This window comes from Pseudomonas sp. NPDC085632 (assembly GCF_044541255.1).
GTDB lineage: Bacteria > Pseudomonadota > Gammaproteobacteria > Pseudomonadales > Pseudomonadaceae > Aquipseudomonas.
Genome location: NZ_JBITSX010000013.1, coordinates 72,159 through 98,559 on the forward strand (window position 1 = coordinate 72,159; position 26,401 = coordinate 98,559).

The following is a 26,401-nucleotide window of genomic DNA, read 5'->3' on the forward strand; positions in this document are numbered from 1 at the left end:
GGCTTCAACTTCCGGGTTTCGGCGTGCGCGCCAGGCAATAGACATCGACCCGCGCAGCGCCAGCGTCCATCAATAGACGCGCAAGCGCCTGCGCCGTGGCGCCAGTGGTCAGCACATCATCAACCAGCGCCAGATGCCGACCTTTCACCTGCGCATCCGGCATGAGGTTGAAAGCATTACGCAGATTGCGTTTACGCGCCTTGGCGTCGAGATCCTGCTGTGCGTCAGTCTCCTTGACTCGCCGCAGAACCTGTTCTTCGCACGGCAGATCCAGCGACTGACTCAACCACCTCGCCAGCATCGCAGCCTGATTGAATCCTCGTTGACGCAGACGTTTACGCGCCAGCGGCACCGGCAACAACGCATCGGGCCTCGGCAAACCTTCGTCGAAGCGATGTTGCAGGTATTCCCCGAGAACGTCGGCGAGCAGGTGGCCAAACGGCCATGTCGCGTTGTGTTTAAAGCGCGTAATCAGACTGTCGACAGGGAAACCATACAACCAAGGCACGACCACCTGCTCGAACGCAGGCGGCTCTAGCAGGCACTCGCCACAGGTCAGGCCCGCTGCGGCCAAGGGCAAAGCGCAGGTGACGCACTGCTCGCCGAGCCAAGGCAGATCAGTTTCGCAGGCGCTGCAGATTGGCATTTGTGCTTCTGCCGGTTCATCGCAGAGCAGGCATGTCTGTACATTATTTAAACAGATGTAAACCGGTCCTTCGTATCGTGGTTGACAGCGCATGGCTCTTCCTTAAATATGCCGAACATCCGTGTAGCACCTGTGGGTATTTCGTTCCCGCAGCCGCAAGCCAAGCATAACCAAGGAATTACCCATGAGCGCGAGCACCACTGCCACCCTGCGTCACGACTGGTCTCTGGCCGAAGTCAGAGCACTCTTCGTACAGCCATTCAACGACTTGCTGTTCCAGGCGCAAACGGTGCACCGCGCACATTTCAACGCCAACCGCGTGCAGGTTTCGACCCTGCTGTCGATCAAGACCGGCGCCTGCCCGGAAGACTGCAAGTACTGCCCGCAGTCCGGTCACTACAACACCGGCCTTGAAAAAGAAAAGCTGATGGAAGTGCAGAAGGTCCTCGAAGAGGCAGCACGCGCCAAGGCCATCGGTTCGACACGTTTCTGCATGGGCGCGGCATGGAAGCACCCGTCGGCCAAAGACATGCCGTACGTGCTGAAAATGGTCGAAGGCGTGAAGGCCATGGGCCTGGAAACCTGCATGACCCTCGGCCGTCTCGACCAGGATCAAACCGAAGCACTGGCCAAGGCCGGCCTCGATTACTACAACCACAACCTCGACACGTCGCCTGAGTTCTACGGCAGCATCATCACCACCCGCACCTACAGCGAGCGTCTACAGACGCTGGCGTATGTACGTGAATCGGGGATGAAGATCTGCTCCGGGGGCATCCTCGGCATGGGCGAGTCGCTGGACGACCGCGCCAATCTGCTGATCCAGTTGGCCAACCTGCCGGAGCATCCGGAATCGGTGCCGATCAACATGCTGGTGAAAGTCGCCGGTACGCCGCTGGAAAACGCCGAAGACATCGACCCGTTCGACTTCATCCGCATGCTCGCCGTGGCGCGCATCCTTATGCCGCAATCCCACGTGCGCCTGTCCGCTGGCCGCGAAGCGATGAACGAGCAGATGCAGGCGTTGGCGTTCTTCGCTGGGGCCAACTCGATTTTCTACGGCGACAAGTTGCTGACCACCGCCAACCCGCAGGCGGACAAGGACATGCAGTTGTTTGCGCGCCTGGGTATCCAGCCGGAGGCTCGTGAAGAGCATTCCGATGAGGTGCATCAAGCCGCGATCGAGCAGGCCCTGGTGGAGCAGAAGAGCAGCGAGCAGTTCTACAACGCCGCCGTCTGATCGCCCCACGGATTCCATGTAGGAGCTGCCGCAGGCTGCGATCTTTTGCTGTTGTTTTTTAAAAGACGAGATCAAAAGATCGCAGCCTTCGGCAGCTCCTGCACAGTCATTTTTCAGATGTGAGGCCTGCATGTCTTTCGATCTCGCCGCACGCCTTGCTGCCCGTCGTGCCGAAAATCTTTATCGCCAGCGACCGCTGCTCGAATCCCCGCAGGGACCTGAAGTGGTGGTCGACGGCAAACCCTTGCTCGCCTTTTGCAACAACGATTACCTCGGCCTGGCCAATCACCCGCAAGTGATCGAAGCCTGGCGCGCCGGCGCTGAACGCTGGGGCGTCGGTGGCGGTGCGTCGCATCTGGTGATCGGCCACAGCGGTCCGCATCATGCGCTGGAAGAAGCACTGGCTGATCTCACCGGGCGCCCGCGTGCTTTGTTGTTCACCACCGGTTACATGGCCAATCTTGGCGCCGTTACGGCGCTGGTCGGGCAGGGCGATACAGTTCTGGAAGATCGCCTCAATCACGCTTCGCTGCTGGATGCGGGGTTGTTGTCCGGTGCGCGTTTCAATCGCTATCTGCACAACAATGCGGACAGCCTGGCCAAACGTCTGGAGAAAGCCACCGGCAACACGCTGGTGGTCACTGACGGCGTGTTCAGCATGGATGGCGATCTCGCGAATCTGCCGGCGCTGGCCCGTGAAGCCAAGGCCAAAGGTGCCTGGTTGATGGTCGATGATGCTCACGGTTTCGGGCCGCTCGGCGCGAACGGCGGCGGCATCGTCGAACATTTCGGATTGAGTCAGGAGGATGTGCCGGTGTTGGTCGGCACCCTCGGCAAAGCCTTCGGCACCGCCGGGGCATTTGTCGCAGGCAGCGAAGAGCTGATCGAAAGCCTGATCCAGTTCGCCCGCCCGTACATCTACACCACCAGCCAGCCGCCGGCGCTGGCCTGCGCAACGCTGAAAAGTCTGGAGCTGCTGCGCACTGAACACTGGCGTCGTGAACATCTGCGGACGTTGATCGACCAGTTCCGCCGTGGCGCCGAGCAGATCGGGCTGGAACTGATGGACAGCTTCACGCCGATTCAGCCGATCATGATTGGCGATGCCGGGCGCGCGGTGCGGCTGTCGCAGATGTTGCGCGAGCGCGGGTTGATGGTCACCGCGATCCGCCCACCCACCGTGCCCGCCGGCAGCGCGCGGCTGCGCGTGACCCTGACCGCCGCCCACAGCGAGGCGCAGGTGCAGCTATTGTTAGAGGGACTGGCCGATTGCTTTGCCCAACTGACGTCGGAGCCAAGCCATGCGTGATCGCCTGATTCTGCTGCCCGGTTGGGGTCTCGGTGTGTCGCCGATGGAACCCCTTGCCGCCGCTTTGCAAGGGCTCGACGAACATCTGAAGGTTGAAATCGAGCCGTTGCCGGAACTGGATTCCAGTGATCTGCAAGACTGGCTCGAGGAACTCGATGAAAACATTCCTCAAGACGTCTGGCTGGGTGGCTGGTCGCTGGGCGGCATGCTTGCGTCCGAACTGGCGGCACGGCGCGGCGAGCGTTGCTGCGGGTTGCTGGCGCTGGCGAGCAATCCTTGTTTTGTTGCCCATGAACAATGGCCGAACGCGATGCCGGGCGAAACGTTCGATGCGTTTCTCGCCGGTTGTCAGACCGATCCGCGGATGACCCTCAAACGGTTTTCGCTGCTCTGTGCTCAAGGTGCGCAGGATCCGCGCGGCCTGTCGCGGTTGATGTTGGGCGGCGCACCGCACACTGCGCCGGCTGCATTGATGGCGGGACTGGAATTGCTCGCGCAGATGGACACACGCGAAGCACTGCAAGCCTTTCGCGGTCCGCAATTTCATCTGTTCGCGGGACAGGATGCCCTGGTCCCCGCGGAAGCGGCGGGGGCGTTATTCGCCCTGTTGCCGGATATCGAAATGGGTCTGATCGAACAGGCCTGTCATGCGTTTCTTCTGGAAGACCCCCATGGACTGGCGGGCGCTATCCAGGCTTTTCTACACGAGTGCGGTGATGACTGATTTGTCTCTTGTTGCGCTGCCTGGCGGCTTGCCTGACAAGCGTCAGGTCGCGGCTTCTTTTTCTCGCGCGGCGGCCAGTTACGACAGCGTCGCCGAATTGCAACGTGATGTTGGTACGCAGTTGCTGCAGCGCTTGCCGGTGGATTTCGTACCGTCGCGCTGGCTGGATCTGGGCTGCGGCACGGGTTATTTCACCCGGGCGCTGGCCGAACGTTTTGTCGAGGGGCATGGACTGGCGTTGGACATTGCCGAGGGCATGCTCAATCACGCGCGTCCATTGGCTGGCGCTGAGCATTTCATTGTCGGTGATGCCGAGCGGCTGCCTTTGCAGGATTCGACCTGCGAGCTGATCTTCTCCAGCCTCGCGGTGCAGTGGTGCGCGGATTTCGAGGCGGTGCTCAGCGAGGCTTTTCGCGTGCTGAAACCGGGTGGGATTTTTGCGTTTGCTAGTCTTTGTGTAGGGACTTTGTTTGAGCTGCGCGATAGCTGGCGGCAGGTCGATGGGCTGGTGCACGTCAACCGCTTCCGCGAGTTCGCCCGTTATGAGCAGCTGTGTGCGTCCAGCGGTTTGCGGGCGTTGAGTCTGGAGCAACAGCCGCACGTATTGCATTACCCGGATGTGCGTAGCCTGACCCATGAATTGAAAGCCTTGGGCGCGCACAATCTGAACCCGGGGCGGCCGGGCGGTTTGACCGGGCGGGCGCGGATTCTCGGTTTGGTTGAAGCTTACGAGCAGTTCCGTGAGGCGTCGGGGTTGCCGGCGACTTATCAGGTGGTCTACGCCGTGTTGGAGAAACCCGTATGAGCGCAGCCTATTTCATCACCGGAACGGATACCGATGTCGGCAAGACCACCGTTGCCGCCGGGTTGCTGCATGCAGCTCGTTCGGCAGGGCTAAGTACGGCGGCGGGTAAACCGGTGGCGTCCGGGTGCGACGTCACGCCCAAGGGGTTGCGCAATGCCGACGCGTTGGCGTTGTTGGCCGAATGCTCGCTGCCGCTGACTTATCAACAGGTCAATCCGGTGGCGTTCGAGCCGGCGATTGCTCCGCATCTGGCAGCGCGCGAGGCCGGTGTAGCGTTGACCGTGCAATCGTTGCTGGCGCCGATGCGCGAGATTCTGGCGATGAATGCCGATTTCACTCTGATCGAAGGCGCGGGTGGCTGGCGGGTGCCGTTGGCAGATCAGGACAATCTGTCGGATCTGGCGATTGCGCTGAAACTGCCGGTGATTCTGGTGGTGGGCGTGCGGTTGGGCTGCATCAGTCATGCCTTGCTGACGGCGGAGGCGATTGCTCGCGATGGGCTGCAACTGGCCGGCTGGGTGGCAAATATCATCGATCCGAAAACTTCGCGCCTGGAAGAAAATCTGGCGACATTGGCCGAGCGAATTCCGGCGCCGTGCCTGGGCCGCGTGCCAAAACTCAAGGCTTTGAGCGCAGAAGCGGTGGCGGATCATTTGCAACTGGATTTGCTCGACTAAGCTTTTCTCTATGGGCAGGCACTGTGCCATTAGTGTTTTTGACGGGTGTTTTTCTGACGCCTCTGTTTCAATGGCGCCATTGATCCTTCGCAAGGATGAGAACCGTTATGGAAATCTCCGGTAACACAGCTTTTTATGCAGGTCTGAGCTCGATTCAAAGCGGCCAGAACCGCGTCGATCAGGCCGCCAGCCAGATTGCCAACAACACCATTGAGCGTTCGGTGACCAGCCAGTCTTCGGAGGCCCAGGTCGACCGTCTGCGTGGCGTGGATCGCAGCCAGCAAATGGACCTGGGCAGTGACATGGTCCAGATGGCCCAAGGCAAATTCCAAGTGGAACTAGGCGTGAAAGTCGCCAAAGCCTCCGACGAAGTGCTCGGTACGATCATCGACACCTTCGCCTGATTTTTTCGCAATCTGCATCCTGAACGCCGCGCCTTGTCGCGGCGTTTTTCGTTGTAAGTCCTTCTCCCTCAACTAATCTTTTTTCAGCGCCCGTGGCTCGTTCGCGATCATGGCAGTTTGCTGTGCCCGGCATTTGAAAGATCTGATGACGAACGGCAAAAGATCGATGCTTGACAAGATTTCGGCGTAAACGTATGTTTCAAACAACTGTTTGACCGTCACAACAAATCAACACGGTCGTTCATTCCCGGTTACATCAGCAGAGGTTTATCGCTATGCCTGACTACAAGGCCCCCTTGCGTGATATTCGCTTCGTTCGTGACGAACTGCTCGGCTACGAAGCGCACTATCAGAGCCTTCCGGCTTGCGCAGACGCAACTCCGGACATGGTTGACGCCATTCTCGAAGAAGGCGCCAAGTTTTGTGAGCAGGTACTGGCACCGCTGAACCGCGTGGGCGACCTCGAAGGTTGCACCTGGAGCGAGTCCGGCGTGAAAACCCCGACGGGCTTCAAAGAGGCTTACAAGCAATTCGTTGAAGGCGGCTGGCCAAGCCTCGCTCACGACGTTGAGCACGGCGGCCAAGGCCTGCCGGAGTCGCTGGGTCTGGCCGTGAGCGAAATGGTTGGCGAAGCCAACTGGTCGTGGGGCATGTACCCTGGCCTGTCGCACGGTGCGATGAACACCATCTCCGAGCACGGCACGCCAGAGCAGCAAGAAGCCTATCTGACCAAACTGGTCTCCGGCGAATGGACCGGCACCATGTGCCTGACCGAACCGCACTGCGGCACCGACCTGGGCATGCTGCGCACCAAGGCCGAACCTCAGGCCGATGGTTCCTACAAAGTCTCCGGCACCAAGATCTTCATCTCGGCCGGTGAACACGACATGGCCGACAACATCGTCCACATCGTGCTGGCTCGCCTGCCGGACGCACCGGCTGGCACCAAAGGCATCTCGCTGTTCATCGTTCCAAAGTTCATGCCGAATGCTGACGGCACCGTCGGTGCACGCAACGCTGTGACCTGTGGCTCGCTGGAACACAAGATGGGCATCCACGGCAACGCCACCTGCGTGATGAACTTCGACGGCGCCACTGGTTACCTGATCGGCCCGGCGAACAAAGGCCTGAACTGCATGTTCACCTTTATGAACACCGCACGTCTGGGTACTGCGCTGCAAGGTCTGGCCCACGCCGAAATCGGTTTCCAGGGCGGTCTGAAATACGCTCGCGATCGTCTGCAAATGCGCTCCCTGACTGGCCCGAAAGCGCCGGAAAAAGCCGCTGACCCGATCATCGTGCACCCTGACGTACGCCGCATGCTGTTGACCATGAAGGCGTTCGCCGAAGGCAACCGTGCGATGGTGTACTTCACCGCCAAACAGGTCGACATCGTCAAATACGGCGTCGATGAAGAAGAGAAAAAGAAAGCCGACGCACTGCTGGCCTTCATGACTCCGATCGCCAAAGCGTTCATGACCGAAGTCGGTTTCGAATCCGCCAACCACGGCGTACAGATCTATGGCGGCCACGGCTTTATCGCCGAGTGGGGCATGGAGCAGAACGTTCGCGACAGCCGCATTTCGATGCTGTACGAAGGCACCACCGGTATCCAGGCACTCGACCTGCTCGGCCGTAAAGTGCTGATGACTCAAGGCGAGGCTCTGAAAGGCTTCACCAAGATCGTTCACAAGTTCTGCCAGAACAACGAAGGCAACGAAGCCGTTGCAGAATTCGTTGCACCGCTGGCAGCCATCAACAAGGAATGGGGCGAGCTGACCATGAAGGTCGGCATGGCTGCCATGAAAGATCGCGAAGAAGTGGGCGCGGCCTCCGTGGACTACCTGATGTACTCCGGTTATGCCTGCCTGGCTTACTTTTGGGCCGACATGGCGCGTCTGGCCGCTGAAAAGCTGGCAGAAGGCAGCGGCGACGCAGCGTTCTACACCGCCAAGCTGCAAACCGCGCGCTTCTACTTCCAGCGCATCCTGCCGCGTACCCGTACGCACGTGGCCACCATGCTGTCGGGCGCCAACAACCTGATGGACATGAAAGAAGAAGACTTCGCACTGGGCTACTAAGCCTTAACGCGGTCGCTTGAAAAACCGCTGCTCCTTTGGGGGCAGCGGTTTTTTTTGCATTGGATTTATCCCCAACTCTGGGGGCGATTCCCCAGCAGAAACGGTGAGCTGACGGCAGCAACCCCCAGCGTTTATTGATTCAAAATGTTTCTCGGAAGGATGGCCAATTAATTGCACTGCGCAGATTAACCGGCGCTCACGAGAAATCCTCTGCTGTTCCACGACGCCTCTCGCCCGGCAAATCGCATAACAACAACCGTCAGGGTGAAGCACATGAACATCTGCCGACTTGTCTGGTTAACCCTAACACTTGCTGCCTCCAGTGCCATGGCGGCTGATCCCGCCGAAGTGGATCCGCCCGTCCCGGAAGTGCCAAGTCTGCAATCCTTGCGTGGCATGGTTCCGCCCGATCCTTCCGGGACAGAAGGCGGGCGCAAGGTCGATCTGATGACCGACTACGTGCTCAACCGCTCCGCCGCAATCCTGCTGGGCAAGGCGCTGTTCTGGGACATGGAGGTCGGCAGCGATGGCGCCACCGCTTGCGCATCCTGCCACTACCATGCCGGCGTCGATCACCGCATCACCAACCAGCTCAACCCCGGCCAGGCGCACACCAACGCCAACGTTGCCTCGATCTTCAACAAACCCTTTGTAGCGTCGGATATTCCCGGCGACGTGGCGTCCTACGCGACGCTGTCCGGTGGCAAAGGCGGGCCGAACTACGCGCTGAAGAAAACCGATTTCCCGACCCACGTGCTGAGCAATCCACTGGAGCGCAACTCGCCGATCGTTTATTCGAGCGACGATGTCGTCGGCTCCCAAGGCGTATTCGATGCCAACTTCGTCAAACCCAACCAGCCACGTTTCGACAAATGTACCCAGCAGCCCGACGGCATTTTCCAGGTCGGCGGCATTAACGTACGTCGCAGCACCGGGCGTAACGCGCCGTCGGTGATCAACGCCGCGTTCAATGTGCGCAACTTCTGGGATGGCCGCGCGAACAACGTGTTCAACGGTTTTTCGCCGTTCGGTAATCGCGATCCCGATGCGGGGATTTACGTGACCGCCGAGCGCAGCACCGTGGCAAGCAAAGTCCGGCTGGCGCTCAACGATGCTTCCGCCGCGTCGCAAGCGGTGGGCCCGCCGGGTAGCGGGGTGGAAATGTCCTGCGGCGGTCGCACCTTCGCCGACATTGGCCGGCGCATGCTCGATCAACTGATGCTCAAGCAACAGCGAATTTCCTCCAACGACTCCGTGCTCGCCTCTGTATCCGGAGCACGGCGTCCAACCTATCGCGAACTGATCAAGAACGCCTTCCAGCCACGCCTGTGGAATGCCACGCAAAACGTGCTGGTGGGTGGCGCGCCGTACACGCAAATGGAAGCCAATTTTCCGTTGTTCTTCGGGCTGGCGATTCAGATGTACGAATCTACTTTGATCTCCGATCAGGCCCCCATCGATGCCTATCTGCAAGGCGATTCAACCGCCATGAATGCGCAGCAAGTCCAGGGCATGAACCTGTTCCTCGGCAAGGGTAAATGCGTCAATTGCCACGGCGGTGCGGAACTGACCAACGCCGCCAGCCGTTTGCTGATGCACCCGCGTGAACGCATCGAACGCATGGTCATGGCCGACAACCTGACCACCCTCTATGACAACGGCTTCTACAACACCGGCGTGCGTCCGACCTCAGAAGACCTCGCACTCGGTGGCTCGGATGCCTGGGGCAATCCGTGGTCATTCAGCCGTCAGTACAACAAACTGTTGCAGGGCGGCAGCATTCCCGATCCGCTGGATGTCGATGTCTGCACCTTCGAAGCACCGCTGAGCGCAGCGATCCCGTGCGACGCCACGCTAAAACCCAACGTCAACTTTCGCGATTCGGTCGACGGCGCTTTCAAGACGCCGACCCTGCGCAACATCGCGCTGACCGGGCCGTACTTCCATAACGGAAGCCGCGCGACGCTTAAACAAGTCATGGAGTTCTACAACCGTGGCGGTGATCGCCGTGGCGAAGACGCCAACAACACCAGCGGTTTCGAGCACCCTTCGGCGAATCAGCACAACACCTCAAACCTCGATCCGGACATGACCAATCTCAACCTGACGCAGGAGGAGATCGACGCACTGGTGAAATTCATGGAAGTTGGCCTGACCGATCCGCGTGTGGCCTGGGAACGGGCGCCGTTCGATCATCCGTCACTGGTCATCCCGCAGGGCCATATCGGTGATGAAAATACCGTGACCCAACGTCCGGCCAGCCCGAAAGTCACCACCCGCCAGGCAGCGGACGCTTCACTCAACCTCAAGCCCTACGGTGCCGAGGGGCGGAGCACGGCGGAGGGGCCATTACTGCCGTTCTACAACGATTTGTGAGGAATATTTCCAGACCTGGCCATCAGTGATGGTGGCCAGATGGCAAACCGGGCAAAAAACTTGGCAAATCGCTCAGATAGTCAGGTTTTCTGCCGTTAAAGAGACTGCGTGTGATCTGGATCACATTGTGTGTGCTTAACTGGCCACATTGCAGGCACAATGCCATCTCTTTGATATGACGGGTCGGAGCTTTACCCTTGCCGCGTTCTTCCGCTGTACGTTTCAGTCATTTCCTACCTTCACTGCTGTTGTTACTAGCGGGGTTGGCGGCTGCGTACGTCAAAGACCTCAACGTGTTCTTCACATCCCTGTTCAACGTGTTGCCGACGTTGGTGCTGCTGTTGGGTGGCGCGTATTGCGCGGTTTATCGACGCCAGCGTGAACTGTTTCTGATGCTCACGGTGTACATCGCCTACTTCTTGCTCGATACCCAGACCGACTATTACCGCGACAACGGCAAGGTGCGCGAAGACGCTGCGGTGGTCTTCCACCTCGTCTGTTTATTGCTGCCGTTGTTGTTTGGGCTATTTGCGGCGTGGCAGGAGCGCACGCATCTGTTTCAGGACATGGTTGCGCGCTTCGCCGTTTTGCTGGCCTTTGGCAGTGTGGCATTGGGCCTGGAGCAAAGTTACCCCCAGGCATTGCTGATCTGGCTTTCGGAAATCCGCTGGCCAGCGCTGCACGGCGCCTGGATGAGTCTGATCCAACTGTCCTACCCGGTGTTTATCTCGGCGTTCCTGCTGCTGGCCTGGCAATACTGGCGCAATCCGCGCCCATTGCACGCGGCGCAACTGGTTGGCTTGCTCGGCGTGTTCTGGATGCTGCCGAAAACCTTCATCCTGCCGTTCACCCTGAACATCATGTGCAGTCAGGTGATGTTGATGATCGCCGCTGCCGTTGCGCACGAGGCTTATCAAATGGCCTTCCGCGACGAACTCACCGGTCTGCCGGGGCGCCGCGCCCTCAACGAACGCATGCAGCGCCTTGGTCGCAACTATGTGCTGGCGATGAGCGACGTTGACCACTTCAAGAAATTCAACGATACCCACGGCCACGATGTCGGTGACCAGGTGCTGCGATTAGTCGCCAGCAAGCTGTCGAAAATCAGCGGTGGCGGTAGGGCATATCGCTATGGTGGTGAGGAATTTGCCTTGGTGTTCGCAGGCAAAACCCTTGAAGAGTGCATGCCGCATCTTGAGGTGATCCGCGAGTCGATTGCTTCCTACAACATCCAACTGCGCAATCAGGAAAATCGACCGCAGGATGATCAGCAAGGTCGTCAGCGCCGCGCCGGTTCGGGGGCGTCCAGTGTGTCGGTGACGGTGAGTATCGGCGTCGCCGAACGAGTGGAGCAGCGCAACCCGGAACAAGTGCTCAAGTCTGCCGATGAGGCGCTTTACGCCGCAAAGGGCGCGGGACGTAACTGCGTGATGGCATACGGACAAAACCGTCGCGGCGCGGTGCGTATGGACACGGCCGCAGGTTGAGTGATGACGGCGCATTCAGCGTCTGCACAATGATTGTGGGGCGTGGTGGCCGGCAGTAGGTTGGAGATATCTGCTGACGGAGAAGCCACCATGCCTGAGTACAAAGCTCCCCTGCGCGACATGCGCTTTCTGATCGACCACGTCTTCGACTTCCACGCCAACTACGCCGCCCTTGGCGCCCACGACGCCAGCCCGGACATGATCAACGCGATCCTCGAAGAGGGCGCGAAGTTCTGTGAGAACGTGCTCGCACCGCTCAATCGCAGTGGTGACGAAGAGGGCTGCCATTTCGACAATGGCGTGGTGACAACGCCTGCAGGCTTCAAGCAGGCTTTCGCACAATACGTTGAGGGCGGCTGGCACGGTCTGGCCGCAGACCCGACCTACGGCGGCCAAGGCCTGCCAAGTTCGCTGGGGCTGGTGATCAGCGAAATGGTCGGCTCCAGCAACACCTCCTGGGGCATGTACCCGGGCCTGACCCATGGTGCGATGTCCGCGATCCATGCCCATGGCACTGCCGAGCAAAAAGACACCTACCTGAGCAAACTCACCGCCGGCCAATGGACCGGCACCATGTGCCTGACCGAGGCCCATTGTGGCACTGACCTGGGCATCATCAAGACCCGCGCCGTGCCTCAGGCGGACGGCAGTTACGCGATCACCGGCAGCAAGATTTTCATCTCTGCCGGCGAACACGACATGAGCGACAACATCATCCATTTGGTGCTGGCCAAACTGCCGGATGCGCCGGCCGGGACCAAAGGGATTTCGCTGTTTATCGTGCCGAAGTTCTTGCCGGATGCGGCGGGTGAGGCAGGCGCGCGCAACGGCGTTTCCTGCGGTTCGATTGAACACAAAATGGGCATCAAGGCGTCGGCCACCTGCGTGCTCAACTTCGACGGCGCCAAAGGCTATCTGATCGGCGAGCCGAACAAGGGCCTGAACTGCATGTTCACCATGATGAACCATGCGCGCCTCGGCACCGGCATGCAGGGTTTGTGTCTGGGCGAGGCAAGTTTCCAGGGCGCGATCAAATACGCCAACGACCGCTTGCAGATGCGTTCACTGACCGGCGCCAAAGCCCCGGGCAAAGCTGCTGACCCGATCATCGTCCACCCGGATGTGCGGCGCATGTTGCTGACCATGAAAGCCTTCAACGAAGGCAACCGCGCGCTGACCTACTTCACCGCGCAGTTGCTCGATGTCGCACACCTGAGCAGCGACGCCGAGGCACGTCAGGACGCCGAAGACTTGTTGGCGTTCCTTACCCCGATCTGCAAGGCGTTCATGACCGACACAGGCCTGGAAGTGACCAACCACGGCATGCAGGTGTTCGGTGGCCACGGCTTCATTCGTGAATGGGGCATGGAGCAGTTGGTGCGCGATTGCCGGATTGCACCGATCTACGAAGGCACCAACGGCATTCAGGCGCTGGACCTGCTCGGGCGCAAGGTGCTGGGCAGTCAGGGCAAGTTGCTGCGTGGGTTTACCAAAATCGTCCACAAATTCTGCGCGGCCAATGCCGAGCATCCGCAATTGGGCAGTTTTGTTGCGCAACTCAACGAGCTGAATCAGCAGTGGGGCGACCTGACCCTGAAGGTCGGCATGGCGGCGATGAAAAACCCGGATGAAGTGGGCGCCGCTTCTGTGGATTACCTGATGTACAGCGGTTACATCATTCTCGGTTATCTGTGGCTGCGCATGGCGTTGGTGGCGCAGGCACAGATGGAGGCGGGCGAGGGTGATGCGGACTATCTGCGCGGGAAACTGGCGACGTGCGAGTTTTACTTCAAGCGTTTGTTGCCGCGTACGGCGGCGCATCGGGCGGCGATCGAGGCGGGGAGTGATTGTTTGATGAAGTTGCCTGCTGAACTGTTTTCTCTTTAGGAAAAAGCAAAAGATTGCAGCCTTGGCAGCTCCTACATGGGATCGAGTTTTACCTGTAGGAGCTGCCGAAGGCTGCGATCTTTTTCTGGTGACCAAAAATAACAAATCAGTCACCGGTTGACCCTATGTGTCGCAAAAGTTGTTGGGGTACACTCAGGCCCAGAAAACATCATTCCACGAATCACCGTTTAGATCTTGCGAGGTTTGCCATGGCTGACTACAAAGCGCCGCTGCGCGATATGCGCTTCGTCCTCAATGAAGTGTTCGAGGTCGCCAAACTCTGGGCCGAACTGCCGGCGCTGGCCGAGACCGTCGACGCGGAAACCGTTGAAGCCATTCTCGAAGAGGCCGGCAAGGTCACCAGCAAAAGCATCGCGCCACTGAGCCGTGCCGCTGACGAAGAAGGCTGCCATTGGGCCGACGGTGCCGTCACCACCCCGGCCGGTTTCCCACAGGCCTATCAGACTTATGCCGAAGGCGGCTGGGTCGGCGTTGGCGGTGATCCAGCTTACGGTGGCATGGGCATGCCCAAAGCCGTGTCGGCGCAAGTCGAAGAAATGGTCAACTCCGCCAGCCTGTCCTTCGGTCTGTATCCGATGCTGACCGCCGGCGCCTGCCTGTCGATCAACGCCCACGCCAGCGAAGAGCTGAAAGCCGCCTACCTGCCGAACATGTACGCCGGCGTCTGGGCCGGTTCCATGTGCCTGACCGAGCCACACGCCGGTACCGATCTGGGGATTATTCGTACAAAAGCCGAGCCTCAGGCCGACGGTTCCTACAAAGTCAGCGGCACCAAAATCTTCATCACCGGCGGCGAACACGATCTCACCGAAAACATCATCCACCTGGTGCTGGCCAAACTGCCGGACGCCCCGGCGGGCCCGAAAGGTATTTCGCTGTTCCTGGTACCGAAGTTCATGGTCAACGCCGACGGCAGCCTCGGCGCGCGTAACCCGGCGAACTGCGGTTCGATCGAACACAAGATGGGCATCCAGGCCTCCGCGACCTGTGTGATGAACTTCGACGAGGCCGTGGGTTACCTGGTCGGCGAGCCGAACAAAGGCCTCGCCGCGATGTTCACCATGATGAACTACGAGCGTCTGGGCGTCGGCATTCAAGGCCTGGCGACTGGCGAGCGCTCGTACCAGAACGCCGTTGAATACGCCCGCGATCGTCTGCAAAGCCGTTCGCCGACGGGCGCGCAGAACAAAGACAAGGTGGCTGACCCGATCATCGTCCACCCGGACGTGCGTCGCATGCTGCTGACCATGAAAGCCTCGAACGAAGGCGGCCGTGCGTTCTCCACCTACGTGGCGATGCAACTCGACACCGCCAAGTTCAGCGAAGACGCCACCACGCGCAAGCGTGCGGAAGATCTGGTTGCGTTGCTGACGCCGGTGGCCAAAGCGTTCCTGACTGATCTGGGACTGGAAACCACCGTGCACGGCCAGCAGATTTTCGGCGGCCACGGCTACATCCGCGAGTGGGGCCAGGAACAACTGGTGCGTGACGTGCGCATCACGCAAATCTACGAAGGCACCAACGGCATTCAGGCGTTGGATCTGGTTGGGCGCAAGATCGTCGGCAGCGGCGGCGCGTTCTACAAGCTGTTCGCCGACGAGATTCGCCACTTCACTGCTACCGCGAATGCCGATCTGGGCGAATTCACCAAACCGCTGAACGACGCCGTCGACACTCTCGATGAGCTGACGTCGTGGTTGCTGGATCGGGCGAAAAACAATCCGAACGAAATCGGCGCGGCTTCGGTCGAATATTTGCAAGCGTTCGGTTACGTGTCCTACGCCTACATGTGGGCGTTGATGGCCAAAGCCTCATTGGGCAAAGAAGCGCAGGACGATTTTTATGCCAGCAAACTGGGCACCGCGCGCTTCTACTTTGCCCGTCTGCTGCCGCGTATCCACTCGTTGAGCGCGTCAGTGAAGGCCGGCAGCGAGTCGTTGTTCCTGCTCGATGCCGCGCAATTCTGATGCGATAGCGTTATGTAAGCATTCTCTTACATGACGTGCTGCTGTTCTCCCATATGCGTGGATTGGATCCACGGCTAATCTACATTTCATGGACGTCGCGCAGGAAGCGCAAAGCAACAACACGGACACGTAGGATTCTGCCAGGGTGGCGGAGTGAAATGGATGTCAGGGAAACAGTCTGCAAAGCCCCGCTTCGGCGGGGTTTTCTTTTGCCTGCAGAAAAGTAGTCAGGCCAAAGGATCCTGTTCGGGCCTCACTTCACGCTGCATCACTTCCTCCAGCAATGTCTGCAACAGCGCCAAGGGTGCTTGCTGGCGTTGCACATCGCGACAGACCAAACCAACCTTCAGTGGCACCCGTGGTTCGCTCAGCGGTTTCCACAGCAATTCCTGATCGTCATATTCCTTCTGCGACCGCCCCGGCAACACCGTCGCCAGTTTGGTGTGCGGCAGGCTGTCGAGAATCCCCACCATATTGTTCAGCTCTGCCTGCACCTGTGGACGTCGCCCCAGAGCGGTCAGTTGCGCCTGCCAGATCTGGCGGATCTGAAACTCTTCGCCCAATAGCAGCATCGGCAGCTCAGCGGCCTGGCGCATCGAGACTTTCTTGAATTCGCGCAACGGATGATCCGCCGGGATCACCAGCGTCAGTTCATCTTCGTAAAGCATCACGCCGTGCAGGCCCGGTTGGCGCGGCGGTAGATAACTGATGCCAATATCCAGCGAGCCATTGAGCAGACGTCGTTCGATCTCAAGTCCGGTCAATTCATAAATCTGCACCACCAGATGTGGTTGCGCCTTGCGCACCCGCTCAAGCATTTGCGGTACCAGACTGGTGTGCACCGTTTGCAGCACGCCGATTGCCAGTGTGCGCAAGGCGTGGCCCTTGAAGTTGCCCAATGCCTCGCGCGCCCGTTGCAATCCATCAAGCAATGGCAAGGCATGGTTGTACAGCGTGTGCGCGGCGAGAGTTGGCAGCAGGCGTTTGCTGCTGCGTTCGAACAGAGTGACGTCGAGGTTTTGCTCGAGTTGGCGGATCTGCTGCGACAGGGCAGGTTGCGAGATCGACAGGCGTTCAGCGGCACGGCCGACATGGCCTTCTTCGTAGACCGCGACGAAATAACGCAGTTGTTTAAAATCCATAAGCAATACTTATCGAAAATGCTGGTAAATCGAAATGGCCCGAAGCCGTCCGTGCGCCTAGTCTAACCGCATCACAAGGCTTGCAGGGCCAGAAAGCGCGATGACTAGCGTTCGCTTCGACAGTGTTTACATAGGCAATTCAGAACACCTCAAACGAGGTGTTTTTCAATGAATCTGTTCAGTTTGCGACGGCAGACGCCGAGTCTTGATGACCTTGCGTTCGAGGCCAATGCCTCTGAAAACAGCGAAAATTTTAGCGCTGAGCGATTGATGCCCAGCGTCGAGCGGCCGCAACAGGTGTTCGTCCGTGGTCAGGGTTCGTGGTTGTGGGACAGCAATGATCGTGCGTACCTCGATTTTTCCCAGGCCGGTGGCGCCAATAGCCTTGGCCACAGCCCTTCGGCGCTGGTCAAAGCCATCAGCAGTCAAGCGCAGGCGCTGATCAATCCCGGTTTCAACCTGCACAATCGCGGCATGCTCAGCCTCGCCGAGCGTCTGTGCGCCGCTACTTCCAGTGATCAGGCCTACTTGCTCAATAGCGGCAGTGAAGCCTGTGAAGCGGCGATCAAACTGGCGCGCAAGTGGGGCCAGTTGCATCGCGGCGGCGCCTCGCGAATTATCGTCGCCAAACAGGGATGTCATGGCCGCAGTCTGGCGACGATTTCCGCCTCGGACAGCTGCAATCTGCACAACCGTTTCGCGCCGTTACTGCCGGGTTTCGATTGGGTGCCGTTCAACGACTTGCCGGCGCTGCATGCGGCAGTCGATGCGCAAACCGTGGCAATCATGCTCGAACCGATGCAGAGCGATGCCGGGGTCGTGCCGGCGACCGAGCATTACCTCAAAGGTGTTGAGCGTCTGTGCCGTGAACTGGGCATTCTGCTGATTCTCGACGAGGTGCAAACCGGCATCGGCCGCTGCGGCACTTTGCTCGCCGAACAGTCCTACGGCGTGCGCGCCGATATCGTCGTGCTCGGCAAAGGGCTGGGCGGTGGTGTGCCCTTAGCGGCACTGTTGGCGCGGGGCAAGGCCTGCTGTTTCGAGGCGGGCGAACTCGGCGGCACCCATCACGGCAACGCGCTGATGACCGCTGCCGGTCTGGTGGTGCTCGACAGCGTGCACGACCGCAGCTTTCTCCAGCAGATCAACGATAACGGTCAGCACCTGCGTGAAGGTCTGGTCCGATTGGCGCACCGTTACGACCACGGTGAGTTGCGCGGCCAGGGCCTGTTCTACGGATTGACCCTGTCAGACGACTCCGCCGAAGCCGTGGTCCACGCTGCACTGCACGAAGGCCTCCTGCTCAACGCCCCGCAAGCCAACTGTTTGCGCTTCACTCCGGCCCTCACCGTGAGCAAAACCAACATCGACGAAATGCTCCTGCGCCTGGGCCGCGCCTTCTCGCGAGTGCGCACCGCACAACTGCAATGCCGCAAAGGGATTGCCGTCTGAGCTGAAGTTTCCTACCCGATTTCCAGAACCGTCTCGCGGTATAACGCACGCCCCACGCCTGATTCTTTTGGCGTGGGGCGTTTTTTTGTGGGGTGATGGCGATCAAATGGCAGTTGCACTGAACCCTGACGAACGGCGCGGGTCGATTAGCTGGTATGGCTCAAGTGAGCCAACCCCCATACAGGAGCTGCCCCATGGATTTCATTCGCATCATCATCGCTATTCTGTTGCCACCACTGGGCGTGTTTCTGCAGGTCGGGTTTGGCGGGGCGTTCTGGCTGAACATTCTGCTGACGTTGTGCGGGTATATTCCGGGGATCGTGCATGCGGTGTATATCATCGCCAAGCGCTGAGTTCTGCGGCGCCAAGTAGATAGCTTTCGCGAGCAGGCTCGCTCCCACAGGGGATTTGTGAACAACGCAGATCCAATGTGGGAGCGAGCCTGCTCGCGAATGGGGCAACTCGATTTTGAATGGGGCGCGGTGATCAGTCCGCCAATCCCATCACCCGCCGATAAAACGCCCACTCCTGCTCCAACGCATGCGCCTGATTGGCCGCACGGCGGAAGCCGTGACGTTCTTCGGGGTAGTAGTGAGCTTCGACCGGGATGCCGTTCTGCTCCAACGCCGCGACCATATCGCGGGTCTGTTGCGGTACGACAACGGCGTCCAGCTCGCCTTGAAAGAAAATCACCGGTACGCGGATGTTGCTCGCGTGCAGTAACGGCGTGCGGGCGGCATAACGTTCGGCGTCTTTTTCGGGATCGCCGATCAGCCAGTCCAGATAATCCCCTTCGAACTTGTGCGTCGCCCGAGCCAACGCCACCGGGTCGCTGACGCCGTAGAGACTGGCGCCGGCGCGAAAGACTTGCTGGAACGCCAAGGCACACAGCGTGGTATAGCCGCCCGCGCTGCCGCCACGAATGAATGCGCGTTCACCGTCGATCAAACCCTGCTCGGCGAGATAGCTCACAACCGCGCAAGCATCCTCGACATCCACCTCACCCCAGCTCAAATGCAAAGCCTGGCGGTATTCCCTGCCATAACCGCTGCTGCCGCGATAGTTGAGATCGGCGACGGCGAAGCCGCGTTGCGTCCAGTACTGAATGCGTGGGTCTAGCATCGGGTAGCAGGCTGACGTCGGGCCGCCGTGGATGAACACCACCAGCGGCGGTTTCGTCTCACCGCTCATGGCTGGATAAAAGAACCCATGAGCCTCGCCCGAACCGCTCGGGTAACAAAGCGTTTGCGGACGGCTGATACGCTCAGCGGGCAACGGGGCCACGCCACCGGCCAGCACTTTCACTTCGCGGCTGGTTCGATCAATGGCGATGACCGCCGAAGGGCTGATCGGCGAGGCGGCGATGCAGTAGATATTTTGCTCATCCAGCGCCAAATGCCGGAAGCGGCTGTAGTCGCCAGTGAAATCTTCATCGCCAAGCGTCAGGCGTCCGAAACCACCTTCGCTCCAACTGGCTAAAAACGAATCCTCCACAGGCAACCAGGTGCACCCGCCGAGTTGCCAAGGCGCCGGTGCATGATCGGCCAGCGCAGCGGGCAATGGTTGCAAACCGTCGCTAGTCTCAACCCAAGGCTGCCAAAAGCCACCGCGGTCAGTCAGGCAAAACAGCCGACCTTCGGCATCGAATCGCGGTTGTTGAATGGATTCTTCAATCTCGGCGCCAGCCACACAACGGGGCGCAGAAAAATCACCGTCAGCGACCATCAATCGGGTCGATGTCCACGGTTGATGCGGTCGGCTCCACTCGATCCAGGCCAAACGCTGGCCATCCGGGCTGAGGGTGGGCGCAGCGTAAAAGTCCGCGCCCTCAGCCAACAGATGCCGCGTGCCGTCCGCCAGATCAATCGCCACCAGCCGATGCTGATCTTGCTGTTCTTCAACCGCCAGCACTTGGCCGAACGCAAAATGCAGATCACCATAACGACACTCGCCCGATGTCAGCGCCTCAGGTTCGCCATCCAAGGCCTGTCGATACAACTGCTGATCGGCCTCCGCGACGAAAACCACCCCGTCCGGCGTCAGACAAAACGCGCCACCACCATATTCGTACACCCGACTGCGCACACTGAAGCCATTCGGCGTCAGACATTTCGCCACGCCATCGCGCCAATGCCAGATCCGGCACGCGGCATCTTCCGGGCGATATTCATTCCAGAACAAACCGTTGGCACCGAGTTGCAGCTCGGCGAAGTCCATGCCGGCAGCGACGGCTTGCGAGGCGCTGAAAGGCTCAGCCCTTGGCGATGAGGCGCGAGTTTCGTTCATTGCGGAAGGCCAGTTGTTCAATGGTTTGGGTGGCGGTCTCGGCTTCTTCGCGGGCCTTGAGGATCACGCCGTGATGTTCGGACTTGCTGCACACAGGGTCGGCGTTGCTCGCATCGCCGGTGAGCATGAACGCCTGGCAGCGGCAGCCACCGAAGTCTTTTTCTTTCTCGTCGCAGGAGCGGCACGGTTCGGGCATCCAGTCGTAACCGCGAAAGCGGTTGAAGCCGAACGAGTCGTACCAGATGTGCTGCATGCTGTGATCGCGCACATTGGGAAATTGCACCGGCAGCTGTCGGGCGCCATGGCAGGGCAGGGCGGTGCCGTCCGGCGTGACCGTCAGAAAGATACTGCCCCAGCCGTTCATGCAGGCTTTCGGGCGTTCTTCGTAGTAATCCGGGGTGACGAAAATCAGCTTGCACGGATGCCCTTCGGCTTCCAGTTTCGCCCGATATTCGTTAGTGATGCGTTCGGCGCGCACCAGTTGTTCCTTGGTCGGCAACAGGCCGACACGATTGAGCTGCGCCCAACCGTAGAACTGGCAAGTGGCGAGCTCGACGAAGTCGGCTTCCAGCGCAATGCACAGCTCGATGATGCGGTCGATCTTGTCGATGTTGTGCCGATGGGTGACGAAGTTCAGCACCATCGGATAGCCGTGTGCCTTCACTGCGCGAGCCATTTCCAACTTCTGCGCGAAAGCCTTTTTCGAGCCAGCGAGCAGGTTGTTCACTTGCTCATCGCTGGCCTGGAAACTGATCTGGATGTGATCGAGGCCAGCCTTCTTGAAGTCGCTGATTTTCTGCTCGGTCAGGCCGATGCCGGAGGTGATCAGGTTGGTGTAGAAACCCAACTGCCGCGCTTCATGAATCAGCTCGGCGAGATCCTGACGCACCAGCGGCTCGCCGCCGGAAAAGCCCAGTTGCGCCGCGCCCATCTCCCGCGCTTCGCGGAAGACCTTGATCCACTGCTCGGTGCTCAGTTCTTTGCCCTGCTCGGCGAAATCCAGCGGATTGGAGCAGTACGGGCATTGCAGCGGGCAGCGGTAGGTCAGCTCGGCGAGCAACCACAGCGGCAGGCCGATTTCAGGCTTGGGCGGCAGATCAGGCAAGTTCGATCCAGTGCTGCGCACGGGCAACCTCCATGAATTGCTCGATGTCGTCACCGAGTTCGGGCACGCCGGGGAACTGCTCATCGAGTTGGGCGATGATCGCCGCGACATCGCGCTCGCCGTCAATCAAACCGCCGATCAGCGCCGCCGTTTCGTTGAGCTTGATCATGCCTTCCGGGTAAAGCAGCACGTGGCCTTTCTGCGCCGGCTCGTACTGGAAGCGGTAGCCGGGACGCCAGGTCGGGACTTTGCTGCGGTCGAAACTCATAAGGTGATTCCTTTATGCCAGACGCGTTGTTCGGTGACGCTGTGGTACGGCGGGCGGTTCAGTTCGTAGGCCATGCTCATGGCATCGAGCATGCTCCAAAGAATGTCCAGTTTGAACTGGAGAATTTCCAGCATGCGCTCCTGACCTTCGCGGGTCTTGTAGTGCTCCAGCGTGATCGCCAGACCGTGCTCGACATCGCGCCGTGCCTGACCGAGGCGGGTGCGGAAGTATTCGTAACCGGCCGGGTCGATCCACGGGTAATGCTGCGGCCAGCTGTCGAGGCGCGATTGGTGGATCTGCGGCGCGAACAGTTCAGTCAGCGAGCTGCTGGCGGCTTCCTGCCAACTGGCGCGGCGGGCGAAGTTGACGTAGGCATCGACGGCGAAACGTACGCCGGGAAGCACCAGTTCCTGGGAGCGGAGTTGATCCGGGTCGAGACCGACCGCTTGGCCGAGTCGCAGCCAGGCTTCGATGCCGCCGTCTTCACCGGGGGCGCCGTCGTGGTCGAGCAGACGTTGAATCCACTCGCGGCGGATTTCCCGATCGGGGCAGTTGGCGAGGATGGCCGCGTCTTTCAGGGGGATGTTCACCTGATAATAGAAGCGGTTGGCGACCCAGCCCTGAATCTGCTCGCGAGTGGCGCGGCCTTCATACATCGCCACGTGATACGGGTGGTAGATGTGGTAGAAGGCGCCTTTGGCGCGCAGGGCCGCTTCGAATTCGGTGGGGGACATTGGCGTGTCAGTCATGTCTGTTCTCCGGGAACAACCGTTGGATTCTGTGGTGTCTGTCAGGACGTCATCGCTGGCAAGCCAGCTCCCACAGGTTTTGTGTACGCCACAGAACCTTGTGGGAGCTGGCTTGCCAGCGATGGGGCCATCCGCTACAGCACAATACTCATGCCATCGAACGCCACTTCAACATTGCGTCGCGCCAACTCCGCACGCTCCGGCGAATCTTCATCGAGAATCGGATTGGTGTTGTTGATGTGGATAAGCACCTTGCGCTGATCAGGCAGTTGCTCCAGCACTTCCAGCATGCCGCCAGGGCCGTTCTGCGCCAGATGGCCCATCTCGCGACCGGTGCGGGTGCCGACGCCACGACGCTGCATCTCATCGTCATCCCACATCGTGCCATCGACCAGCAGGCAATCGCTGCCGGCCATGATCTCCAGCAACGGCGCATCGACCTTGCCCAGACCCGGCGCATAGAACAGCTTGCCGCCAGTGTTCAGGTCTTCGACGATCAAACCGATGTTGTCGCCCGGATGCGGATCGAAGCGGTGCGGCGAGTACGGCGGCGCGGCGCTGCGCAATGGCAGCGGGGTGAAGCGCAGGTTCGGGCACGCAGCCACGGTGAAACTCTGGTCGAGTTCGATGCGGTTCCAGTTCAGCCCGCCATTCCAGTGGGTAAGCATCTTGAACAATGGAAAACCGGTGCTCAGGTCTTCGTGAACCATGTCCGTGCACCAGACCTGATGCGGGCAGCCTTCGCGCAGGCTGAGCAGGCCGGTGGTGTGGTCGATCTGGCTGTCCATCAGGATGATCGCGCTGATGCCGGTGTCACGCAGGGCACGGCCCGGTTGCATCGGGGCGAAGCTTTGCAGCTGCGCGCGGATGTCCGGCGAGGCGTTGCACAGCACCCAGTTCACGCCGTCATCGGAAATCACGATGGACGATTGGGTGCGGGCCTTGGCATTCAGTCTGCCGTCGCGAAAACCTGCGCAGTTGACGCAGTTGCAGTTCCACTGCGGAAAACCGCCGCCAGCGGCCGAACCCAGAATCTGGACGAACATGAACACTCCATCATTTCAACGCGGAAAATAAAACGCCCCGGCGAGCCGAGGCGTTGCACTGCAATTCTACGTAAGCAGAACTCAGCGGCTGGCGAAGTACATGGTGACTTCGAAGCCGATACGCAGGTCGGTGTAAGCAGGTTTTGTCCAGGACATGGGTGTCTCCTTCAGGTTGGTGGGATAGCGCTGTCCATAGGTATAGTCCACGGCAGCGCAAAGATGTTCCAAATAGTTAGGCTGCTATGTTACTCAAAATTTCACCGCGATTGCCCGTGAATCTTTGAGAAAGCTCCTTGCAGCCTCGGTAATGATCAATTTGTCGTTTGCCACGCGCTTTCGGCGGCTGAATCGCTGGCGAGGCAGAGCCAGCCGCCCTCGGCGCAGATCAAGCGTTGTGCCGCGCTGAGCAACGCCGGGCGATCCAGTGTTCGCATGGTCGCAATCAACTGCTCAAGATAATCCGACGAGTGGCCCGCGAGTCTGGCCTGCCAGAGCAGTTCGGCGGCGTCTTTGCTGGAAAGATTGGTGTCATCGAATTGATCAGCGAGGTTTTGCCGTTGCTGGCTGAGGCTGGCGTCATCCAGCTGTTCGATCAGGGCCGGGATGCTGTTGAGAAACTGCTGGATGTGCTCAAGTAACTCCGCAGGTTTGGCACTTGGTGATTGCACACCGAACAGGAGAGCGGTTTGCCCCTGTATCTGACGCAATGCGCTGAACACGGCGTAGCCCAATTGCAACTCGACCCGCAAACGTTGATAGAACGGTGTCTGGCACAGATGCGCGAGCATTCGCCATGCCGCTTCGTCGGTAATGTCGCTGCTGGCGATTGGGCAAAACAGCAGCAAGGCCTGTTCGCTGGAGGCAGTGTCGATGTGGCGCCACTGTTTTTGCGCGGTGATCGCCGTCGGCGCGGGCAACTGATTGTCCGGGATCCCTGGAATACGGCTCAGGGCCAGACCCATGGCAGCTTGCGTCTGTTGATTCAGCCCCAGAGCGAGGCCGTCCCAGTGCGAAGTTGTCCACGGGTGTTTGGCGTCGTCGCCTGTATCGGCGGGTTGCAGAACATGTTCTGGTAGCGCTTTGAGCAATTGGCGGATGGCGATCAGCGGCGTTTCCGGCTCGCTGCGCGGTGAATCCGCGTCAATTTGCGTCAGACATTTCAGCGCGTGCTCGAGGACGCTGGGCATTGGCTCCTGCAGGCCGGTGAGCTTCAACAGCCATTGATTGCCGGTGGTGCTGAAAGACAAATCGACCCCAGCCTCACGCGCGTCTTGCCCAGTTTGTTGAAGACTGCGTTGCAGCATGCTCTGCAGATCAATGCTGGCGGCGGATTCCACCTGCCAACGCAGATAGATCGCGCCTTCATCGCCGCTGTCCGGCAACGCTTGGCTAAATTGCATCGGCGAACGTTCGCGTCGGCCACGGGAGCGATCCTGAGCGAATGTGCGCAGACCCCGATGAGCGCTGGTCTGGCCGCGAATCAGCCCGGCGTTGGCCAGCGGTTCGCTTGATCGCAGGAAGGGGTTGGCAGCAGGCAGGTGCCAGTGCTCGCTGAAGTTATCCACAGTGCCGATTTCGCGGAGGATCTGTGTAAGGGCTTCAATACCAAAGCCTGACAGACCGGTTTCCATTTGCTCACTGTCGATACGCGCCCGTTGCAGCGCGCCACTGACTTGCTGCTGACGTTGAAGCAGAGCCGCGTATTCCTCGCGCAGTGGTGCCCAATCCTGCCAAGCAAAGAAACTCAGCCAATCGAGCAGTTGTTCATGAATGGTGTTTAACGATCCGGGCGGTGCAGTGAATTGCAGATGCAACAACGCTTGGCCGGCAAACTGATAAACCGGCGCGGCGCTCAATCCATCCGCCAGATTCTGCTGCTGCAAGTACGCCAGCAATCCGCCGGGTTTGGTGCTGTTCAGGTAATGGCAAAGAAACGCCAAAGCTTCGACAGACGACTCAGGCAATGCATCAAAGGCAAACAACAGATTGCCGCTCTGTTCATCGACCTGTTGATAACTTTTCACCGCCAGCGGAAGAGGCGCTGCCTGCGCAACGTTATCCCCAACCGGTAAAGCCGCCGCAAACTGCTCAGCCAGCGCTTTTAGTTCCTCAAGCGTCTGCGGCCCGACCAGGCTCAGGGCCATCTGCCCAGTCTGATAAAACTGCTGGTGGAAGTCCTTCAAGGCCTGTTGAAACGCAGGCTGTTGGACTTGCAGGCTGTCACGATTCCCCGCATGAAACCCGCGCAATGGATGCGCTGCCGGTAATCCTTCGTACATAGCAAACTGCCGTTGCGCCGCAGGATCCTGCGACCACGCGACAAATTCCGCCTGCAACACTTCCCGTTCCCGCAACTGATCGTCCGGATTCATACGCGGCTTGGCGAGCATGTCTGACAGACGCTCCAGCCCACCGCTGAACGATTGCGTCGGCAGCTCAAAGAAAAAGTCAGTGGTGCGTTCGCGCGTACTGGCATTCACCTGGCCACCGTGATCCTGCACGTAGGCCATCAGCCCTTCGCTCGTAGGAAAACGCTCGGTGCCGAGAAACAGCAAATGCTCGAGAAAATGCGCCAGCCCCGGCCACGCCAATGGCACGTCATGGCTACCGGCAGATACCCGCAAGACAGCGGCGCTGCGCTTCAGGCCGGGCACATGACGCAGGGTCACACGCAAGCCGTTGGCCAGGGTTTCAGTGTGGGGGCGGGGGTGAGTCGGCGCAGGCATGGG

22 protein-coding genes are annotated in these 26,401 nt (G+C 59.7%); 13 read left to right on the plus strand and 9 right to left on the minus strand.

Annotated features, from left to right (window positions below):
- Positions 1–4 precede the first annotated feature (4 nt).
- Positions 5–739, minus strand: a complete 735-nt coding sequence (locus ACIF4X_RS12110) for a ComF family protein (protein ID WP_397482297.1) — start codon at positions 737–739, stop codon at positions 5–7.
- Between the two features lie 91 nt (positions 740–830).
- On the opposite strand from ACIF4X_RS12110, the gene bioB reads away from it, so the two are divergent.
- The 11 genes from bioB to ACIF4X_RS12165 all read left to right on the plus strand — a co-directional run bounded on the left by bioB (position 831) and on the right by ACIF4X_RS12165 (position 15,624).
- The gene (bioB, locus tag ACIF4X_RS12115; protein WP_129395794.1) at positions 831–1,886 is read left to right on the plus strand and encodes a biotin synthase BioB; all 1,056 of its coding nucleotides are present in this window, start codon (positions 831–833) and stop codon (positions 1,884–1,886) included.
- 130 nt (positions 1,887–2,016) lie between these two features.
- Positions 2,017–3,195 (plus strand): 8-amino-7-oxononanoate synthase, encoded by a 1,179-nt coding sequence (gene bioF, locus ACIF4X_RS12120; RefSeq protein WP_397482298.1) that lies wholly within the window; start codon positions 2,017–2,019, stop codon positions 3,193–3,195.
- Positions 3,188–3,919 (plus strand): alpha/beta fold hydrolase, encoded by a 732-nt coding sequence (locus ACIF4X_RS12125; protein WP_397482299.1) that lies wholly within the window; start codon positions 3,188–3,190, stop codon positions 3,917–3,919. The genes bioF and ACIF4X_RS12125 overlap by 8 nt, the downstream gene beginning before the upstream one ends.
- Positions 3,912–4,724, plus strand: coding sequence for a malonyl-ACP O-methyltransferase BioC (bioC, locus tag ACIF4X_RS12130; RefSeq protein ID WP_397482300.1), 813 nt, complete (start codon positions 3,912–3,914; stop codon positions 4,722–4,724). Before ACIF4X_RS12125 ends, bioC begins: the two co-directional genes overlap by 8 nt.
- The gene (gene bioD, locus ACIF4X_RS12135) at positions 4,721–5,401 is read left to right on the plus strand and encodes a dethiobiotin synthase (RefSeq protein ID WP_397482301.1); all 681 of its coding nucleotides are present in this window, start codon (positions 4,721–4,723) and stop codon (positions 5,399–5,401) included. Before bioC ends, bioD begins: the two co-directional genes overlap by 4 nt.
- A 107-nt stretch (positions 5,402–5,508) precedes the next feature.
- Positions 5,509–5,805, plus strand: coding sequence for a hypothetical protein (locus ACIF4X_RS12140; RefSeq protein WP_016983171.1), 297 nt, complete (start codon positions 5,509–5,511; stop codon positions 5,803–5,805).
- Positions 5,806–6,080: 275 nt separating this feature from the next.
- Positions 6,081–7,886: a phenylacyl-CoA dehydrogenase gene (locus ACIF4X_RS12145; protein ID WP_110720737.1), complete on the plus strand. Its 1,806-nt coding sequence runs from the start codon at positions 6,081–6,083 to the stop codon at positions 7,884–7,886.
- Between the two features lie 273 nt (positions 7,887–8,159).
- On the plus strand, positions 8,160–10,262 hold the full coding sequence (locus ACIF4X_RS12150; protein WP_397482302.1) for a cytochrome-c peroxidase: 2,103 nt from the start codon (positions 8,160–8,162) through the stop codon (positions 10,260–10,262).
- A 197-nt stretch (positions 10,263–10,459) separates the two neighbouring features.
- Complete coding sequence (locus ACIF4X_RS12155; RefSeq protein ID WP_397482303.1) at positions 10,460–11,749, plus strand: GGDEF domain-containing protein; 1,290 nt, start codon at positions 10,460–10,462, stop codon at positions 11,747–11,749.
- Positions 11,750–11,839: 90 nt separating this feature from the next.
- Positions 11,840–13,636: an acyl-CoA dehydrogenase C-terminal domain-containing protein gene (locus tag ACIF4X_RS12160; protein WP_397482304.1), complete on the plus strand. Its 1,797-nt coding sequence runs from the start codon at positions 11,840–11,842 to the stop codon at positions 13,634–13,636.
- 209 nt (positions 13,637–13,845) lie between these two features.
- Positions 13,846–15,624: an acyl-CoA dehydrogenase C-terminal domain-containing protein gene (locus ACIF4X_RS12165; protein ID WP_397482305.1), complete on the plus strand. Its 1,779-nt coding sequence runs from the start codon at positions 13,846–13,848 to the stop codon at positions 15,622–15,624.
- Between the two features lie 227 nt (positions 15,625–15,851).
- Here the strand turns inward: ACIF4X_RS12165 and ACIF4X_RS12170 are convergent, their stop codons facing one another.
- Complete coding sequence (locus tag ACIF4X_RS12170; protein ID WP_397482306.1) at positions 15,852–16,766, minus strand: LysR substrate-binding domain-containing protein; 915 nt, start codon at positions 16,764–16,766, stop codon at positions 15,852–15,854.
- A 168-nt stretch (positions 16,767–16,934) separates the two neighbouring features.
- On the opposite strand from ACIF4X_RS12170, the gene ACIF4X_RS12175 reads away from it, so the two are divergent.
- Both ACIF4X_RS12175 and ACIF4X_RS12180 read left to right on the plus strand, forming a co-directional pair.
- A complete protein-coding gene (locus ACIF4X_RS12175) occupies positions 16,935–18,218 on the plus strand; it encodes an aspartate aminotransferase family protein (RefSeq protein WP_397482307.1) in 1,284 nt (427 codons plus the stop codon).
- A 194-nt stretch (positions 18,219–18,412) separates the two neighbouring features.
- Positions 18,413–18,571, plus strand: coding sequence for a YqaE/Pmp3 family membrane protein (locus ACIF4X_RS12180; protein WP_003228885.1), 159 nt, complete (start codon positions 18,413–18,415; stop codon positions 18,569–18,571).
- Between the two features lie 133 nt (positions 18,572–18,704).
- Here ACIF4X_RS12180 and ACIF4X_RS12185 read toward each other — a convergent pair whose 3' ends face one another.
- From ACIF4X_RS12185 to pqqF, 7 genes are all read right to left on the minus strand, one after another.
- Positions 18,705–20,504 carry a S9 family peptidase gene (locus ACIF4X_RS12185; protein ID WP_397482308.1) on the minus strand — a complete coding sequence of 600 codons (1,800 nt, stop codon included), beginning with the start codon at positions 20,502–20,504 and terminating at the stop codon, positions 18,705–18,707.
- A complete protein-coding gene (pqqE, locus tag ACIF4X_RS12190; RefSeq protein WP_397482318.1) occupies positions 20,470–21,609 on the minus strand; it encodes a pyrroloquinoline quinone biosynthesis protein PqqE in 1,140 nt (379 codons plus the stop codon). Before pqqE ends, ACIF4X_RS12185 begins: the two co-directional genes overlap by 35 nt.
- A complete protein-coding gene (pqqD, locus tag ACIF4X_RS12195; RefSeq protein ID WP_158953217.1) occupies positions 21,602–21,877 on the minus strand; it encodes a pyrroloquinoline quinone biosynthesis peptide chaperone PqqD in 276 nt (91 codons plus the stop codon). Before pqqD ends, pqqE begins: the two co-directional genes overlap by 8 nt.
- Positions 21,874–22,626 carry a pyrroloquinoline-quinone synthase PqqC gene (gene pqqC, locus ACIF4X_RS12200; RefSeq protein ID WP_122599223.1) on the minus strand — a complete coding sequence of 251 codons (753 nt, stop codon included), beginning with the start codon at positions 22,624–22,626 and terminating at the stop codon, positions 21,874–21,876. Before pqqC ends, pqqD begins: the two co-directional genes overlap by 4 nt.
- 134 nt (positions 22,627–22,760) lie before the next feature.
- On the minus strand, positions 22,761–23,672 hold the full coding sequence (gene pqqB, locus ACIF4X_RS12205; protein WP_397482309.1) for a pyrroloquinoline quinone biosynthesis protein PqqB: 912 nt from the start codon (positions 23,670–23,672) through the stop codon (positions 22,761–22,763).
- Positions 23,673–23,753: 81 nt separating this feature from the next.
- The gene (gene pqqA / locus ACIF4X_RS12210; protein ID WP_003422658.1) at positions 23,754–23,828 is read right to left on the minus strand and encodes a pyrroloquinoline quinone precursor peptide PqqA; all 75 of its coding nucleotides are present in this window, start codon (positions 23,826–23,828) and stop codon (positions 23,754–23,756) included.
- 155 nt (positions 23,829–23,983) lie between these two features.
- Positions 23,984–26,398 (minus strand): pyrroloquinoline quinone biosynthesis protein PqqF, encoded by a 2,415-nt coding sequence (pqqF, locus tag ACIF4X_RS12215; RefSeq protein WP_397482310.1) that lies wholly within the window; start codon positions 26,396–26,398, stop codon positions 23,984–23,986.
- Positions 26,399–26,401: the final 3 nt, after the last annotated feature.

Coding starts and splice junctions, on each gene's coding strand:
- ACIF4X_RS12110 (WP_397482297.1), bottom strand. CDS start 739: ATGCGCTGTCAACCACGATACGAAGGACCGGTTTACATCTGTTTAAAT.
- bioB (WP_129395794.1), top strand. CDS start 831: ATGAGCGCGAGCACCACTGCCACCCTGCGTCACGACTGGTCTCTGGCC.
- bioF (WP_397482298.1), top strand. CDS start 2,017: ATGTCTTTCGATCTCGCCGCACGCCTTGCTGCCCGTCGTGCCGAAAAT.
- ACIF4X_RS12125 (WP_397482299.1), top strand. CDS start 3,188: ATGCGTGATCGCCTGATTCTGCTGCCCGGTTGGGGTCTCGGTGTGTCG.
- bioC (WP_397482300.1), top strand. CDS start 3,912: ATGACTGATTTGTCTCTTGTTGCGCTGCCTGGCGGCTTGCCTGACAAG.
- bioD (WP_397482301.1), top strand. CDS start 4,721: ATGAGCGCAGCCTATTTCATCACCGGAACGGATACCGATGTCGGCAAG.
- ACIF4X_RS12140 (WP_016983171.1), top strand. CDS start 5,509: ATGGAAATCTCCGGTAACACAGCTTTTTATGCAGGTCTGAGCTCGATT.
- ACIF4X_RS12145 (WP_110720737.1), top strand. CDS start 6,081: ATGCCTGACTACAAGGCCCCCTTGCGTGATATTCGCTTCGTTCGTGAC.
- ACIF4X_RS12150 (WP_397482302.1), top strand. CDS start 8,160: ATGAACATCTGCCGACTTGTCTGGTTAACCCTAACACTTGCTGCCTCC.
- ACIF4X_RS12160 (WP_397482304.1), top strand. CDS start 11,840: ATGCCTGAGTACAAAGCTCCCCTGCGCGACATGCGCTTTCTGATCGAC.
- ACIF4X_RS12165 (WP_397482305.1), top strand. CDS start 13,846: ATGGCTGACTACAAAGCGCCGCTGCGCGATATGCGCTTCGTCCTCAAT.
- ACIF4X_RS12170 (WP_397482306.1), bottom strand. CDS start 16,766: ATGGATTTTAAACAACTGCGTTATTTCGTCGCGGTCTACGAAGAAGGC.
- ACIF4X_RS12175 (WP_397482307.1), top strand. CDS start 16,935: ATGAATCTGTTCAGTTTGCGACGGCAGACGCCGAGTCTTGATGACCTT.
- ACIF4X_RS12180 (WP_003228885.1), top strand. CDS start 18,413: ATGGATTTCATTCGCATCATCATCGCTATTCTGTTGCCACCACTGGGC.
- ACIF4X_RS12185 (WP_397482308.1), bottom strand. CDS start 20,504: ATGAACGAAACTCGCGCCTCATCGCCAAGGGCTGAGCCTTTCAGCGCC.
- pqqD (WP_158953217.1), bottom strand. CDS start 21,877: ATGAGTTTCGACCGCAGCAAAGTCCCGACCTGGCGTCCCGGCTACCGC.
- pqqC (WP_122599223.1), bottom strand. CDS start 22,626: ATGACTGACACGCCAATGTCCCCCACCGAATTCGAAGCGGCCCTGCGC.
- pqqB (WP_397482309.1), bottom strand. CDS start 23,672: ATGTTCGTCCAGATTCTGGGTTCGGCCGCTGGCGGCGGTTTTCCGCAG.
- pqqF (WP_397482310.1), bottom strand. CDS start 26,398: ATGCCTGCGCCGACTCACCCCCGCCCCCACACTGAAACCCTGGCCAAC.